15 protein-coding genes and 1 riboswitch are annotated in these 14,607 nt (G+C 56.0%); of the genes, 6 read left to right on the top strand and 9 right to left on the bottom strand.

Annotated features, from left to right (window positions below; translation table 11 throughout):
* Positions 1 to 106: 106 nt before the first annotated feature.
* The 4 genes from ABF979_RS02535 to ABF979_RS02520 form a co-directional block, all read right to left on the bottom strand.
* Positions 107 to 2,044, bottom strand: a complete 1,938-nt coding sequence (locus ABF979_RS02535) for a M61 family metallopeptidase (RefSeq protein ID WP_415557590.1) — start codon at positions 2,042 to 2,044, stop codon at positions 107 to 109.
* Between the two features lie 89 nt (positions 2,045 to 2,133).
* Entirely contained in the window at positions 2,134 to 3,252 is a 1,119-nt protein-coding gene (locus ABF979_RS02530) for a hypothetical protein (RefSeq protein WP_415557589.1), read from the bottom strand.
* 140 nt (positions 3,253 to 3,392) lie between these two features.
* On the bottom strand, positions 3,393 to 3,995 hold the full coding sequence (locus ABF979_RS02525; RefSeq protein ID WP_415557588.1) for a histidine phosphatase family protein: 603 nt from the start codon (positions 3,993 to 3,995) through the stop codon (positions 3,393 to 3,395).
* 27 nt (positions 3,996 to 4,022) lie between these two features.
* A complete protein-coding gene (locus ABF979_RS02520) occupies positions 4,023 to 4,955 on the bottom strand; it encodes a ribose-phosphate pyrophosphokinase (protein WP_046900960.1) in 933 nt (310 codons plus the stop codon).
* Positions 4,956 to 5,152: 197 nt separating this feature from the next.
* Between ABF979_RS02520 and ABF979_RS02515 the strand changes: the two genes are divergently transcribed.
* The 6 genes from ABF979_RS02515 (at position 5,153) to ribH (ending at position 10,345) form a co-directional block, all read left to right on the top strand.
* Positions 5,153 to 6,169: a glycosyltransferase family 61 protein gene (locus ABF979_RS02515; RefSeq protein ID WP_415557587.1), complete on the top strand. Its 1,017-nt coding sequence runs from the start codon at positions 5,153 to 5,155 to the stop codon at positions 6,167 to 6,169.
* Between the two features lie 139 nt (positions 6,170 to 6,308).
* On the top strand, positions 6,309 to 6,500 hold the full coding sequence (locus ABF979_RS02510; protein WP_046900458.1) for an entericidin A/B family lipoprotein: 192 nt from the start codon (positions 6,309 to 6,311) through the stop codon (positions 6,498 to 6,500).
* Positions 6,501 to 6,685: 185 nt separating this feature from the next.
* Positions 6,686 to 6,847: riboswitch (FMN riboswitch) on the top strand.
* Between the two features lie 183 nt (positions 6,848 to 7,030).
* Positions 7,031 to 8,002: a bifunctional diaminohydroxyphosphoribosylaminopyrimidine deaminase/5-amino-6-(5-phosphoribosylamino)uracil reductase RibD gene (gene ribD / locus ABF979_RS02505; RefSeq protein WP_252348572.1), complete on the top strand. Its 972-nt coding sequence runs from the start codon at positions 7,031 to 7,033 to the stop codon at positions 8,000 to 8,002.
* Positions 7,984 to 8,622, top strand: a complete 639-nt coding sequence (locus ABF979_RS02500; RefSeq protein ID WP_064275216.1) for a riboflavin synthase — start codon at positions 7,984 to 7,986, stop codon at positions 8,620 to 8,622. The genes ribD and ABF979_RS02500 overlap by 19 nt, the downstream gene beginning before the upstream one ends.
* Positions 8,619 to 9,872 (top strand): 3,4-dihydroxy-2-butanone-4-phosphate synthase, encoded by a 1,254-nt coding sequence (gene ribB / locus ABF979_RS02495; RefSeq protein WP_202206915.1) that lies wholly within the window; start codon positions 8,619 to 8,621, stop codon positions 9,870 to 9,872. The genes ABF979_RS02500 and ribB overlap by 4 nt, the downstream gene beginning before the upstream one ends.
* The gene (ribH, locus tag ABF979_RS02490) at positions 9,869 to 10,345 is read left to right on the top strand and encodes a 6,7-dimethyl-8-ribityllumazine synthase (RefSeq protein ID WP_202206914.1); all 477 of its coding nucleotides are present in this window, start codon (positions 9,869 to 9,871) and stop codon (positions 10,343 to 10,345) included. The genes ribB and ribH overlap by 4 nt, the downstream gene beginning before the upstream one ends.
* A 21-nt stretch (positions 10,346 to 10,366) precedes the next feature.
* Here the strand turns inward: ribH and ABF979_RS02485 are convergent, their stop codons facing one another.
* From ABF979_RS02485 to pqqB, 5 genes are read right to left on the bottom strand one after another with little or no spacing between them, the layout of a single operon-like run.
* Positions 10,367 to 11,527, bottom strand: coding sequence for a pyridoxal phosphate-dependent aminotransferase (locus ABF979_RS02485; protein ID WP_415557586.1), 1,161 nt, complete (start codon positions 11,525 to 11,527; stop codon positions 10,367 to 10,369).
* 20 nt (positions 11,528 to 11,547) lie between these two features.
* Positions 11,548 to 12,615 carry a pyrroloquinoline quinone biosynthesis protein PqqE gene (pqqE, locus tag ABF979_RS02480; RefSeq protein WP_415557585.1) on the bottom strand — a complete coding sequence of 356 codons (1,068 nt, stop codon included), beginning with the start codon at positions 12,613 to 12,615 and terminating at the stop codon, positions 11,548 to 11,550.
* The gene (gene pqqD, locus ABF979_RS02475) at positions 12,612 to 12,887 is read right to left on the bottom strand and encodes a pyrroloquinoline quinone biosynthesis peptide chaperone PqqD (protein ID WP_415557584.1); all 276 of its coding nucleotides are present in this window, start codon (positions 12,885 to 12,887) and stop codon (positions 12,612 to 12,614) included. The genes pqqE and pqqD overlap by 4 nt, the downstream gene beginning before the upstream one ends.
* Positions 12,884 to 13,603 (bottom strand): pyrroloquinoline-quinone synthase PqqC, encoded by a 720-nt coding sequence (gene pqqC, locus ABF979_RS02470; protein WP_064275209.1) that lies wholly within the window; start codon positions 13,601 to 13,603, stop codon positions 12,884 to 12,886. The genes pqqD and pqqC overlap by 4 nt, the downstream gene beginning before the upstream one ends.
* A complete protein-coding gene (gene pqqB / locus ABF979_RS02465) occupies positions 13,600 to 14,514 on the bottom strand; it encodes a pyrroloquinoline quinone biosynthesis protein PqqB (protein ID WP_415557583.1) in 915 nt (304 codons plus the stop codon). The genes pqqC and pqqB overlap by 4 nt, the downstream gene beginning before the upstream one ends.
* Positions 14,515 to 14,607 lie beyond the last annotated feature (93 nt).

The following is a 14,607-nucleotide window of genomic DNA, read 5'->3' as shown; positions in this document are numbered from 1 at the left end:
CCATATTGCGCGTTCTGAATCAATTAAACTTTCCAACGCATTTAAACACGTATCTAACAAACTGGCAGCCCCGCTAGAGGAATACGGGGCTGTTCAACAGTTTGCATTACAGTGGTGCGTAAATTGCTCCCAGATAATCGGGGGTGCCACTCACGCGATCCAGACGCGGGTAACGCAGGCCATCATGATATGGGATAGAAATCGTGCTGATGTGCTCGCCAGATTTCACGACAAGTCTGATCGGCTGTTTCGGGTCTTTTTGTGCGTCCGCGATGGCATGACGCAAACGATCCCCTGTGTAGGCCATGTCATTAACAGCCAGGATTGTCTCTCCTGACGCCAGACCCGCCTTGTATGCAGGGCTCATCCAGTGAACACGTGCTGTTTTACCATCACGTGTGACACTCATACCGAGCGAGAACGTCAAATCCACACTGTGACGAACAGCTTCTGATGCTTTGATGAATGATGTTGGCTTGTCTGTGTAAACAAGCTTGTACCCACCGTTTGTCAGGCCATCCAGCGGAGCGTGCGGTCGGATAGTGTCCAGACGATCATGCAGGAATTTGGCCCAGTCATAGGGTTGGATGCTGTTCAGGGTCGAAGCCACCTCATCGAACTGATAGGGGCTGACGATAAAGCTTCCATTATTCGTGCCGAAAAAGGCCTTCGCGAAATCGTTCAGAGATTTCTGCCCGTTGGAAAGCTTGCGGATCAGCGTATCTGCGTCGAGCCAGACAAGCTGACCTTCCACATAATAGTCCTCCGAACGCTGCCAGTCGCGCCATGACAGAGGAGCACGCTGAGCAATAACGGGATCATTGGTGGTGTCTTCCAGCGGGCGCCACAGACGGCCTGTCTGGTTTTCGTAGGTTGCTGCCATATAGGCCAGCGCTTCGAAGCCCTGATCCTTCGTTACAAGCCCTGAACGGGCTGCAAGGACATTTCCCCAATACTGGGTCTGACCTTCATACACCCAGAGTAGAGACCCGCGTTGTGGCACATTGAAGTTCGGAGCCCACATATCAGCCGGGCGACGATACTTGCCGTTCCAGGAATGCGTATACTCATGCGCGAGCAGATCACGCTCAGGGAACGTTTTGTCCCATTCCGTGAAATATCCCGGAGCAGCGGCGTTCTCGCTGGATTGATGATGCTCCAGCCCGATCATGCCCAACTCTTCCGTCAGAGCGAGCAGGAAGTCGTAATGGTCATAATGATGGGAGCCGAACAGAGCCGTAGCCTGTTTGACGAGGTTCTTATGGGCTTCAATCTGCTGCGGCGTTGCATTCAGGGATTCTGCATCGTCTGCAACAACATTGAGCGCGACAGGGACATGATCCGGTCCGGTCAGATCAAACTTACGGAAATACCGGCCCGCATAAATCGGGGAGTCGACCAGCGTATTATAGGTCGTTGCATTGAAGTGGGTTTCATCGCCATAGGCAGAGGCGCGCAAAGCGGAGCCAATCTGCCATCCATGCGGCACCAGAACGCTTGGCTCGACCGTAATATCCCGCGTGAAATACCCAGCTGGATATAGAGAAACCTGATCCCACTGAACATTAACGATGGATGGCGTCATGACGACACGACCCTGACCCGGCGTAACCGGAGACAGAAGCTGGAAATGGACGTCGAGCGTGGGGGTCGTGGCCGAAACGGGAATATGAAACGCAGCGATATTTACCGTGTCGCGCTTCCAGGGAATTGTCTTGCCACCCGATTGAATTTTCAGGCTGGCAAGCTGCTCAATGACGCCCGTTGGGGAATGATCGCCCGGGATCCACATGGGATACAGAAGGATCAGTTCGCCTTTCTCTACAGCCTCTTTCGGAACAGGTACTGTCTCATGGATGGACATGACGTGGTGGGCCGTGTCGGTCGCATCCACAGCAACGGTCAGAGCGCCCGGGAAAGGTTTGTCCTGCGGATCAGGGATGGCGGCAGGGAGAGGAAGCGGTTCTGGCTGAGGCTGAGCAAAGGCTGGGGCAACCAGGCTGCTAAATGCAGTCAATGCCACCAGAAAGCGCATACGCATCATAAGGAAGGTTCCGATTTGTAAATCAAAGTCCTTCCTGCCCTAATTGCCCTCGCAGGCATGCACAAGGGGTAATAGTGTCGAACGGGTTTTCAGGCTCGTGGCGTGTAGCCCATCTTGGATCCTACAAGAATATAGTGATCCAGAAGCGTATCGTAGCGCCCCATTGCGACATCCATGGCAGCAGCGGGGTAAGCGGTAGCGTAGTATTTGTTGTCCAAATGAACGGGATGTTTTCCTTCCCAGAAACCGGCGCTACAGAAATGGTTGATTGACCCTACAGCTCCATAAGTTCCAAACAGCCCTATATCTCCGTACATTCCAAGGTAATCTGCCACACTGAAAACACTGAGCGCGTCATTCAGTGTGGGGCGGTTGCTCTGGCGTTTCTGTAATATGGATGCTGCTGGAACATATTGCCATGTTCTTCGTACGGGATCGAGATAGTCCCGATAGTTCGCGATGGCTCGCGAGTGATAAATAGGAAAGACATAAAATTCGTATCGGGGGTCATCCAAAGGCAGCAGCATTGATGAAGGATGCTGCTGCGGTGACATCACGCCTGCGACCGGAAAAAAGATTTTTCTGGCATCTGAAAGCCACGCAGCGAGCCAGGAGAACGTACTCAATGCTGGAACGATGTAGTGTGATCGACGAATATAATCAAAATCAAGCGCCTCCCCGCGGGAGGAAATAAAACGTGCATCTGGAAAGCGCTGTTTCAGTTCATCCAGATAAGGTGATGGCGTCAGTTGACCATAGAAAATTGGTTTCTTACCGGTTTTCTGAATGAGGTGTTCATAGAATTCCGGAGGGAGCATTGTATAATCCGGATGCAGACCCGTAAGAACCTCTCCGCCACGGATATTAATGACAAGATCATCAGGCCCCCCATACTGCTCATTATCGGAGCAGTATGGGAAAATTTTATCATAGTCCGTAATTCTGCGATCAGGAAAATTGTCGATATGCTGGCTATACCCTTCCAGACTGATAAACGCCGCATTGGAGCGGGGGACAATATGGCAGTAACCATCTGTTGAGACACGTCCATGAACCCGAGAGTTGATAACCTCTGTGTCATGCAAGCCAAATTGATTTCTGGTGTCGATGTCTGGAATTGAAATATCGAAAAGCGGAATTCTTACATTGCAGATGGTACCATAACCAAGATCCGACTGAAGCTTCAGAGCCGAAAGATACATCATCATGATGTTCCCGGTATTTCCGTACAGAGATACTCTGATTGTAAAATTCTTCATGGCCTGTAGCACAGTTATGGTTCAGCTAGACCATAACATTCGTTGAAACAGGGGTCCATTCCATGAAGAACCCAAGCGGTAGAGGAAGATTACGCGTCTTCTGGAATGTAAGGGAGAATGGACCATCCCGCCTCTGAGGGTGACAGATAAAGCGGGGTTGCATTTGGCAAACGAACATTGACGGGTAGACTCATTCCCGCCCGCAGGCTTCTGAACAAGGCGCCATGTGCGACAAAGAGGGGTGTTCCGTCAGTTTGCAGGGAGCGGTTAACCGCTCCAACAGCACGCGCCTGAAGGGTTGCAAAGCTTTCAGCCCCTTCGGGCGTATAGCCATCTTCGATCCATGGGTCATACCATTCTCCCATGGGTTGCCCCTCCTGCACCCCGAAGCAGACTTCCTTGAGTTCCGGATCAATGATCAGAGGAAGATCAGGGCCCCCGCTGTCACGAATGGCATCACGAGTGTGTTCTGCGGTGACAAGGGCGCGGCAGAGGGGGGAGGCAATAATCCGGTCGAAGGGTGTTTCTCCCTTCTGGAACAGGTCCGCAAAAATCTGACCTGCACGGATCGCCTGTGTCAGCCCCGTGGCATTCAAAGGAATGTCCGTCCGCCCTTGGGAGAGACCTCTGAGGTTCCAATCCGTTTCACCGTGCCGGAGATACCAGTAAGGCTTGGTCAGGATCTTCGGCATGGATGAAACCTCCAGAAGTGGGAAAGCTCAGTCGAAGAGTGAGGAAACCGAGCTTTCGTCTGCAACAGCGCTCATTGCGCGAGCCAGAAGATTAGCAGTCGTAATCTGGCGAATGTTTGGCGTATCGAGCAGCGCCTGAGTAGCAGGGATGCTGTCCGTCAGGGTCAGCATGTTCAAGGGACTGTTTTTCACGCGCTCGCAGGCATTACCAGTCAGAACGCCGTGAGTGACATACGCTTCCACGCCTTCGGCACCCCGGCTCATAAGAGCATTGGCCGCGTTGCAGAGTGATCCACCACTGTCCACAATGTCGTCTACCAGCACACAATACCGTCCTGAGACATCGCCAATCACGTTCATGACTTCCGACACGCCGGCGCGTTCACGGCGCTTGTCGATGATGGCCAGGTCAACGTTCAGACGCTGTGCAAGCTGACGGGCACGAACAACACCACCAACATCAGGAGACACGATCATGAGTTCCCGGTCCGGAAGGCGCGTTTTAAGATCACGCACGAAGAGCGGAGCCGCATACAGGTTGTCCGTCGGAATATCGAAGAATCCCTGAATCTGCATGGCGTGCAGATCCATTGTCAGGATACGGTTCGCACCCGCTTCTGTCAGCAGATTGGCAACCAGCTTTGCACTAATGGGCGTACGGGGGCCGGACTTACGATCCTGTCGGGCATATCCAAAATACGGCATGACAGCCGTTACCCGGCGGGCAGACCCACGACGCAGCGCGTCGAGCATCACCAGCAGTTCCATGAGGTGATCGTTTGTCGGCATGCAGGTGCTCTGCACCACGAAAACGTCCTCACCGCGGACGTTCTCCTGAATTTCGACAAAGACTTCGCCATCCGCGAAGCGCTTGACCACGGTTTTGCACACGGGCAGCCGTAGTTCACTCGCCACCGCACGAGCCAGCGGCAGATTACTGTTGCAGGCAACGATCTTCATGAAACGGCCTCGTCTGGTATCCGTCAGGGGGAGAATTGCGCGCTTTCTAACAGCGCACCCCCCTGCTGTCATCAGTTCTGAGCCATTCTTTGCACGGAAGTTGGGCTTGATGTGCTGACCGATGCAAGCGAAACACATTCAAGAACTGTCTGCGCGGCCTGCTGGAGGCTGCTTCAAGCTTCAGGAAAGGTCGGGATATGGCCCTGAAAGACTGTACGGGTTTCGTTGGTCGGAGACTTCTGATTCAGGACCTCCCAAACCAGCGGGACGTCAGAAATGCTGTCTTTATCCCGCCTGGAACTGCCCCACAGTGGGGACTTTTCGAACCCTCGGGCCGAAGTGTTCCTGAGGGAATGCTCTATACCGGCGCAGGTGCGCTTCACACACCACTCTGTTCCAGAGATTGTGCGGATATTCCGGCATGCCCGGTTCTGAGTAATGAGTTTGATTATTTTTTCCTTGGGAACCTGAATCCGTCATATCCTTATTTCTTCGCCAACGTCTTCTCTCGCCTGTGGGGTCTTCCTCCTTACGCACGATCACGCCTGAAACTGGTATTTAGCAGTCCGCAGCCTGTGGCTCAGTTGATGGCGCAGAGCTACTTTCGGACGATCATGACGGCCCTTGATCTGACGGCAGATCATTTCCTGCAGGTTTTATCCCCAGTCCGCTTTCCAAGGATCACTGTTGCGGCAGCGGCATTTGAAGAGCTTTCCTTCATTTATGATGTCTTTGCAGATCTGGCGCACAGCATTGGGCGAAAGATTTTGCCCGAAGGCGAACAGAACCACCCGGGGCGCGTGCTCTTTCTCTCGCAAGAGAAGCTGCGCGAGGGCAATGTCAGGGTGGAAAATGAAAGCCTTTTGACGTCCGCGTTGAGAGCGAAGGGAATTGGAACCGTTTATCCAAGTGAAATGACTTTCCGGGATCAGCTCAAGCTCTGGGCGTCAAATCCCCTCGTGATCGGGTATAATGACGCCTATCTGCATACGAGCCTCTTCTTCCCTCGGCGAAGGGTTGTCACACTGGCACATGGTCCGGATATGTGGGTCAACCAGTGCCTGGTCGATAAGACGAACAACAATCACGCCCGCTATCTGTATGATAGCGCCGGTCTGGAGCCGGTTGGCGCAGGAAGTGGCTTTCATATGAACTACCGGATTCCTGACCCCGAGAAACTTGCAGATGAACTGGCGGACTTTACGCTGGGTTAACCGGATCAGCCCCTCGAAGGCATGTTCGATTTCTGTTTCATTTTGAAACAATCGGGCCACACAAACGTCTTGTCGCGGATGAACTTTCCTCCGCGAATAGCGTTTCGATAACGAACGCTTCTTCAAGGAGTTATACCCAATGTCCATCAAGTCCGTCGCCCGTGTTGCACTTTCCCTGACGCTACTGTCTGGTGCCGCCGTCTCTCTCTCGGCCTGCAACACTGTTCGGGGTGCTGGTCAGGACGTCAGTTCCGTGGGCCACAATGTGTCTCGCGGTGCGAACGCAACGCAGGATGCCATTCAGCGTCACACGGATGCCTCCACGCACTGATTGCTGTCTCTCTTCAGGGAGAACAGTCAGAAAAAGCCGCCAGAGTCTTCTCTGGCGGCTTTTTCTATGGTGCTTAAGGAAACCTACAAGATTACGAAATATGACACATAAGCGGTTTTCACGTCTCTTTGTGTGCGATTCCACTTGTAATCTGTGATTTCCCGGTCTCATATTCCTGACTGAACAGACGTTCTCGGGGCGGGGTGAAACTCCCCACCGGCGGTATTGAAGGGATTTCGGTCCCTCCTAAGCCCGCGAGCGCCTTCTTATCCACGGATAGGAAGGGTCAAGCAGATCCGGTGAGACTCCGGAGCCGACGGTCATAGTCCGGATGAGAGAGAACGCAGCACTTGCCCGATTGCTCGGGTGGGAGGACCGTGCATTTTCGCACTCTCCCACTGCGAACATCGGTTAAGGGTGGCGTGCGCCCTGCGAACGTCCCGAATAATGGGACCGTGACCGCAGCCTTGTTGAAACAAACCGCCTTTTCCAGTGCCGTCAGTGCCAGCCAGATCCGAGCAGGATTTCGGATGGCTATTGACCGTGCGGCCGACACATTGGGAGCAACATCTCCCAATCCGTCTGTCGGATGCGCACTGCTCGATGCAGAAGGTCGTGTTCTCACCATCGGCGTTCATCCGAGGGTCGGGCAGCCTCATGCAGAAGCAATGGCTCTTGCACAGGCTCGCGATGCCGGCGTTCTGGGCGATGTGCGCACCGCGATTGTGACGCTTGAGCCCTGCAATCACACGGGGCGTACACCTCCCTGCAGTGAAGCGCTCCGCAATAGTCCCGTCGAGCATGTCTGGATCGGCGTTGCTGATCCTAATCCGCAGGCTGCGGGCGGCGCAGAGCGGCTGCGGGAGATGCCAAACGGGCGCAGCGTGACATTCCTTTCGGATGTCCCGGAAATGGCTGATCTTGAGCGCGATTGCCGTGCCCTTCTGGCGCCTTTCCTGAGCCGCGTCGTTCGTCATCGTCCGTGGATCAGCGTCAAGCAGGCTCTGGATTCAAATGGTACGATGATTCCGCCGATGGGACAGACGACGTTCACGTCCGAAGCCTCACTGACGCTGGCTCATCGTCTTCGCCGCGCTACCGATGCCATCATCACGGGCATTGGTACGGTTCTGGCTGACAAGCCGCGCTTTACAGTGCGTCGGGTAGCGGATCACGCGGATCGAGGCCCACGCCTTCTTGTGGTGTGTGACCGGAAAGGGCGCCTGCCCGCAGACTGGAAAAACGGGATGGAACAGGCCGGGTTCACGGTTCTGGTCACTCCTGACCTTCTCTCCGTCCCTGCCATGCTGGCCGAGCGCGGCGTGAACTGGGCCATGGTGGAAGCCGGTCCATCCCTTCTGAAAACAGTGTCCGACGCTGGTCTATGGGACGACTGGCTGACCATCCGCAAAGACGGCGACACTGATCACATCGAACTTCAATCGCGGGACGAGAGCCCGCTACGACTGCTGAGGGAAAGCGCATGTTCTCTGGAATCATAGAGCGTCTGGGTACTGTCAAAGCCGTCTCCCTCCGTGACAAGGCCATGGACCTGACTGTCGAGACAGGCTTTCCTGATCTTGAGCTAGGCGAAAGCGTCGCAGTGAATGGCGTCTGTCTGACGGTTGAAACGTTCGATGCGGCTGGGGTGGCAACATTTCATCTGAGCGGCGAAACTCTCTCCCGGACGCCTCTCGAGCAGCTCAAAGCCGGTTCCCGCGTTAATCTGGAACGTGCGGTCGCAGCCAATACCCGATTGTCCGGGCATATCGTGCAGGGACATGTCGATAATGTTGCGACGTTTGCCAGTGTCGAAAAATCCGGAGATTCTTACGCCCTCCGCATTTTCGTCCCACAGGCCCTGCGCCAGTATGTCGTGGAAAAAGGCTCCATCACGTTCGATGGGATCAGCCTGACGGTTAACGAACTGCATGATGATGTTGTTCGGGGAAACCAGTCCGGATTTGAGGTTGGTCTGACAATCATCCCACATACCTGGGACCATACCAACCTCTCGTCCCTCACAGTCGGAACACGCATGAACGTGGAGGTCGATGTACTCTCCAAGTACGTCGAAAACCTGCTGCGCTTCTCGCCTACACTTGGAAAGGTTGCGTCATGAAGCCATCCCTGAAAGCTGCCATCGAAGCCATTCGCGCAGGTGGCATGGTCGTCATGGTTGATGACGAGAACCGTGAAAATGAAGGCGATCTGGTCATGGCGGCACAGTTCGCTACTCCGGAAGCCATCAATTTCATGGTGCGTGAAGCGCGGGGTCTGGTCTGCCTTCCTTTGGAAGCTGAGCAGGTGGACCGTCTTGGTCTACCCCCCATGGTTAGCCGCAACCGTGACCCGCGCGGCACGGCCTTCACGGTCTCCATTGAGGCGGCCACAGGCGTAACCACTGGCATTTCGGCCGCAGACCGTGCCCGGACAATCGTTGTTGCTGCCAGCCCTGACGCAACAGCAGCCGATGTCATTTCGCCGGGCCACATCTTTCCTCTGCGCGCGCACCCAGAGGGTGTAATCGCCCGTAACGGCCACACCGAAGGGTCGATCGATATTGCGCGCCTCGCTGGCCTCGAGCCTGCTGGTGTGATCTGCGAAATCATGGCGGACGACGGGAGCATGATGCGCCTGCCCGAATTACGCCGCTTCGCCGCAAAGCATGGAATGCCAGTCGTCAGTATTGCGGACTTGCAGGAGTGGTGCCGCGAGCACGGGCGTGGCTCCGTGGATGATGCTCAACTGATCAGCACACCAGTCCCTGCTGCCGGTGAAATGGTGGCTGTGTCTGCTCTTCCCAGCATTTTCGGTGGCCATGATCTGAAGATTCATGCCTTCCGGGCCGTAGACGGTGTCGAACACGTGGCCCTCGTGAAGGGAGATCCGTCTCAGGGAACCCCGCTGGTTCGACTGCACTCAGAATGTGTCACGGGTGACGCATTGGGGTCTTTGCGGTGCGATTGCGGCGCTCAGCTTCGGGAGGCTCTTGAGCGGATCTCGGCGTCTGAATGTGGCGTGCTGATTTATATGCGCGGTCATGAGGGCCGGGGCATTGGCCTTGCCAACAAGATCCGGGCCTATGAGCTTCAGGATGGTGGCATGGACACAGTGGAGGCAAACGAGGCTCTGGGCCTGCCCGCGGATGCCCGTGAATGGGATGCAGCCGCTGACCTGCTCCGGCATCTGGGCGTCACGTCCCTTCGCCTTCTGACGAACAATCCGGACAAGGAATCCAATCTTGTTCGCTTCGGTTTTGATGTGCAGTCCCGCGAGCGACTGGAAATTGAAGCCAACCCTTTTAACCGGGCCTATCTCGCCACCAAGCGGACGCGGATGGGCCATTTCCTTCAGGAACAGCCCGCATGAGCAAGCATATCCCCGTCGCCCCTGACCTGCGCCTTTCTCCAGCCCCCAAAATGGCGATCATCGTCAGCCGTTTTAACACTGGCATTACAGGTGGCCTGAAGAATGGGGCGCTCGAATGGATGGAAGAGCGCGGCATCACGGATGTGGACGTCTATGATGCTCCGGGTGCGTTTGAGCTGCCGCTTCTTGCTCAGCGACTGGCTAAATCGGGCAAATATGAAGGCGTGATCTGCCTCGGCTGCGTCATCAAGGGAGACACCGCGCACTTTGAGTTTATCTCCTTGGGTGCAACCATCGGTATCATGCAGGCTCAGCTCGCAACGGAAGTACCAGTCGCGTTCGGTATCCTGACAACTTACACCGAAGCACAGGCTGTTGCCCGTTCACGCGAAGACGCTGAGAACAAAGGCCGTGAAGCTGCCGCGGCCTGCGTGGAAAGCGTAGCTTTCCTTCGGAACGTGCCGGTAGCCTAACTCGAATAAGCCAAGACGGTCTCAGTCGTCTTGGCTTAAAGCCCTCTCGTTGGCCTGCTGCCGAAACCAAGGCGTCATGCGACGCACAGCCTCTTCAATCCGATCAGTGGAAACGGCAAAACTGAACCGCATGAAGCGATTACCATTGACTGGGTCGAAGTCTACACCAGGCGCCGTCGTGACCCCCGTTTCCAGAAGAAGCTTACGACAGAACGACAGGCTATCTTCTGTGAGATGCCCAATATCCGCATAAATATAAAATGCACCGTCCGGTGGTGCGATATGCGTCAGGCCAAGCGCGGGCAGAGCTTCAAGAAGCAGATCGCGGTTTCGCCGATAGGTCTCAATATGGCCATCGAGCTCCTGCCGACAATCAAAAGCGACCAGTCCTGCATGCTGACTCAATGCCGACGGTGTGAGGAAAAGATTTCCCATGCGCGCCCGGGCAGCATCTATCTTGTCCGATGGCACAATCAGCCACCCCAGACGCCACGGAGCCATACTGAAGTATTTTGAAAAGCTGTTGACCACCAGCGCATGCGGGTCATGCTCCAGAACACTATGGGCGGGCTCCCCGTAGCTCAGACCATGATAAATCTCGTCTGATACAATTCTGATTCCACGGGCCTTGCAGACATCAATGATAGCCTGCAATTCACTGTCTGGAAGAATTGTTCCCGTTGGATTGGCAGGGCTGGCAATAATAAGACCGTCTGGAGCAGGCTCCAGTTCGGCCACCGCTTTTGCCGTCAACTGGAAGCGTTCAGCTTCTCCGCAAGGCATTTCCACCGGCACCATATGAAGTGTGCGGAGCGTATTGCGGTAAGCAACATAACCCGGTCGTGCGAGCGCAATACGCTGCCCAGGCACAAAACAACTCGTCAAAGCCAGGACAAGCGCCGGGGAGGCGCCGCAGGTCAGGATCACCTGCTCTGGCATTACCGTGACGCCGTAGGTCTCCTGGTAATGCAGCGCAATACGCTCCTTGAGCGGCTGGCTTTCCCAGTATCCCATGGGATCTGTCGCCAGAATATGCTGTGCCCGTTCAATGGCTTCCTTTGGTGCACCAGTGGAAGGCTGACCAAACTCCATATGAATGATGCTTCGCCCCTCCGCCGCAAGCTCGTGAGCAAGCGCACTAATGGAGATAGCGTGAAACTGGTCAATGTCCGGAACGGGCATGGGAAACTCGGTACAAAACTTCAGAAGCGGCGGTAAACCAGTTCAGGCGTTTCTGCCTGCTCCACCGCCTTCTCGACGATGTCATGAAATGGTGAGCGGCTGCAAACCGGGTCCATGTTGGCGGCATTCCCTGTCAGAGCCAGCGCCTGACAACGACAGCCTCCCCAGTCGATCTCCTTGCGGTCACAAGCCCGGCAGGCTTCCGGCATCCACTCCGTTCCACGGAACATGTTGAACAGGTGGGAATTGTTCCAGATCTCGGCCAGTGATTCATCCCGGACGTTCGGGAAGGTCACATTCGGAATGATTTCCGCAGCATGGCAGGGAAGAACGCGACCAGACGGGGAGATGTTCACGAACCGCTGCCCCCAGCCGCCCATACAGGGCTTGGGACGGTCTGCATGATAATCTGGCGTGACATAATCAATGGCCAGACCTCCCTTCTCACGCTCGGCTTCTACAGCACGCGTGGACTCTTCGAGCTGTTCTCTGCTGGGAAGCAGAGCATCGCGGTTTTTGAGGCCCCAGCCATAATACTGGGTATGAGCAATTTCGACGCGGCCAGCCCCAAGCTGCCGTGCCAACTCCAACATCTGCGGAATGCGCTCGACATTTTCCCGGTGGACAACAAAGTTCAACGTCATGGGAATCCCGGACGCCTGAATCAGCCGGGCGGCTTTAAGCTTGCGAGGCTGGGCGCCCTTCAGGCCGCCAATGCGTTCGGCGCCCTCTTCCGTCACATCCTGGAAAGAAAGCTGGATATGATCCAGTCCGGCCTTATCCAGCGCATCAAGTTTGGCTTCATCCAGCAGGACGCCGGACGTGATGAGGTTTGTATAAAGATTCAGCTTGCGCGCCAGCATCACCAGTTCGACCAGATCTGGCCGGGCCATTGGCTCACCGCCCGAGAAGTGAACCTGCAGGACGCCCATCTCCGCCGCCTGTTCAAGCACCCGCCTCCATCCAGCCGTATCCAGCTCTGCCGCCTTGCGTTCCAGATCTAGCGGATTGGAGCAATAGGGGCAGGCAAGCGGACAACGATGGGTCAGTTCAGCCAGAAGGCTCATCGGTGGCTGGGGCAAGGTCATGCGCGCAGAACGCCCTTTTCCGTCAGATCAGAAAGAAGCGCGAGAACATCCGTGGAGATGACTTCGCGCGGGGCGGAGAACTGTTCCGTCAGCTTCTCTATAATAGAGCCAACAGGCAGCTCCCCGTCCACAAGACCCAGGATATGTGGGGCGGCGCCTTCGATAATGAAAGCCTTTTCGGGAGCCTGAACAAGCCAGACATCCCGAACACGGTCATGTTGCAACCGATGACCACGCGCAAAGGACAGGACGGTCTCTTCCGTCATGCTCATGGGACGAAAGCGCCCGGCGGGATGTGCCCTTCCACATACGCGTAATCCAGCGCATCCAGCATGGACCACAGAACGGAGCACTTGAACTCCAGAGCACCCAAAACTTCGCGCTGCTGTTCTGGCGTTCGAGCATTCTCCCGCACGTAGGCCAGCGCGAAATCGGAATCCCGAGGAGCCTGCGTAAGGCGTGGGGTGAAATAGGCCAGCGTTTCTTCAGAAATGAAGTCGTAGTGCCGCAGCATCCCCGAGACACGTTCGCTGATGATCGTGGGGGAGAACAACTCGGTCAGGGATGATGCGATAGCGGCCAGAATGGACTGATCCCGCACGAAATTCACATACGCATCCACGGCAAAGCGCGTCGCGGGCAACAGGCCGTCCGTGCTCTCCACGTAGTCCCGATCAAGACCCAGACCATCCGTGAGTACGAGCCACCGGGCGACACCGCCTGTTCCCGGCTCTGTACCATCATGATCCTCGATGCGGCGACGCCATTCGCGGCGCAGCTCGGCGGTCGGGAGGCGGGCAAGAAGCGTGGCGTCCTTGGCCGGGATCTTCGCCTGATAATAGTAGCGGTTCAGGGCCCAGGCCTGCACCTGCTGCTTCGTCAGCAGACCGTCATGCAGCTTGCGGTGGAACGGATGACGGTTGTGGTAGCGCTCAGCCCCGATCTGGCGGAGGCGAGCTTCGAGCTGGTCAGGGGTCAGGAGTGTCATGGTGTTTCCAGTCTGAAAGTCATGCCGTCTTCGGACACGGTCCACCCCGCGCTCTCGACGTCTTTGCGTTCCGGACTGTCTTCCATCAGAACCGGGTTCGAGTTGTTGATGTGAATCAAGACTTTACGCGGTTTTGAGCAGGACGCGAAGCACTCCACCGGCCCACCACTATCCCGGACGGAAACATGCCCCATACGCTGACCTGTCTTGGGGCTCAGTCCCGCACGTATCATTTCATCATCACGCCATAGGGTGCCGTCAAAAAACAGCAGATCCGCTTGAGAGGCACGTTCGATGATTTCTGGTGTGATGTGGGCGCAGCCGGGGATGAACAGAACCGTCTGAGTCCCATCCGTGATCGAAACACCCAAAGTTTCATCAGGCCGCGACCCTTCAGCCTCAGCGTAAAGCGGGGCTTTCCCCGGAACCGCGAAGGCCGTCAGCGTCAGGCCGGATTGGCTGCCATCCTTCAGCTTTAAAGCGGTAGGCGCATCAAGCGTCAGAGGAACGCGAGGGACAATCGCAGGATCGAGCGCACCGAAGATCGGATTGGCCGCCAGTTGCTCCAGTGTGGAGTCACTCGCCATGAGCGTGAAAGGCTCACGTTCCCGCAGGGTCAACAAACCCGTAATGGCGTCGATTTCGCCGCAGGTGAGAATGACACTCTGGATCGGCGTCCCGCGCAGACTGCCCTGATGGTGAAGGGCCGGAGTCTCGATAATCTGCTGCCGGAGATCAGGGGAGGCGTTGAGAACAAACCAGTGTTCTCCATCAGCACTCACGGCAATGGAGGCCTGAGTGCGAGGGCGTGCGCCCTGTCGCGTGCGGGCGGCAACACAACCCGGCGCTGCGGAGTTCCATTGGGGGAAACCACCGCCGGCCGCGGAGCCGAGCACGATGACATCAATCATTTTTCAGAAAACCGCCTGGGAAGCATGAACAGAAAACCGCCCGCCCGTGGGGCCGGCGGCCGCCATTTTACCCCGAAGGGGAAAGGATGATTA

It is taken from the genome of Gluconobacter sp., assembly GCF_047723935.1.
GTDB lineage: Bacteria > Pseudomonadota > Alphaproteobacteria > Acetobacterales > Acetobacteraceae > Gluconobacter.
The sequence above is the reverse complement of the archived record's forward strand: the minus strand, read 5'-3'. Positions and strand labels throughout refer to the sequence as shown.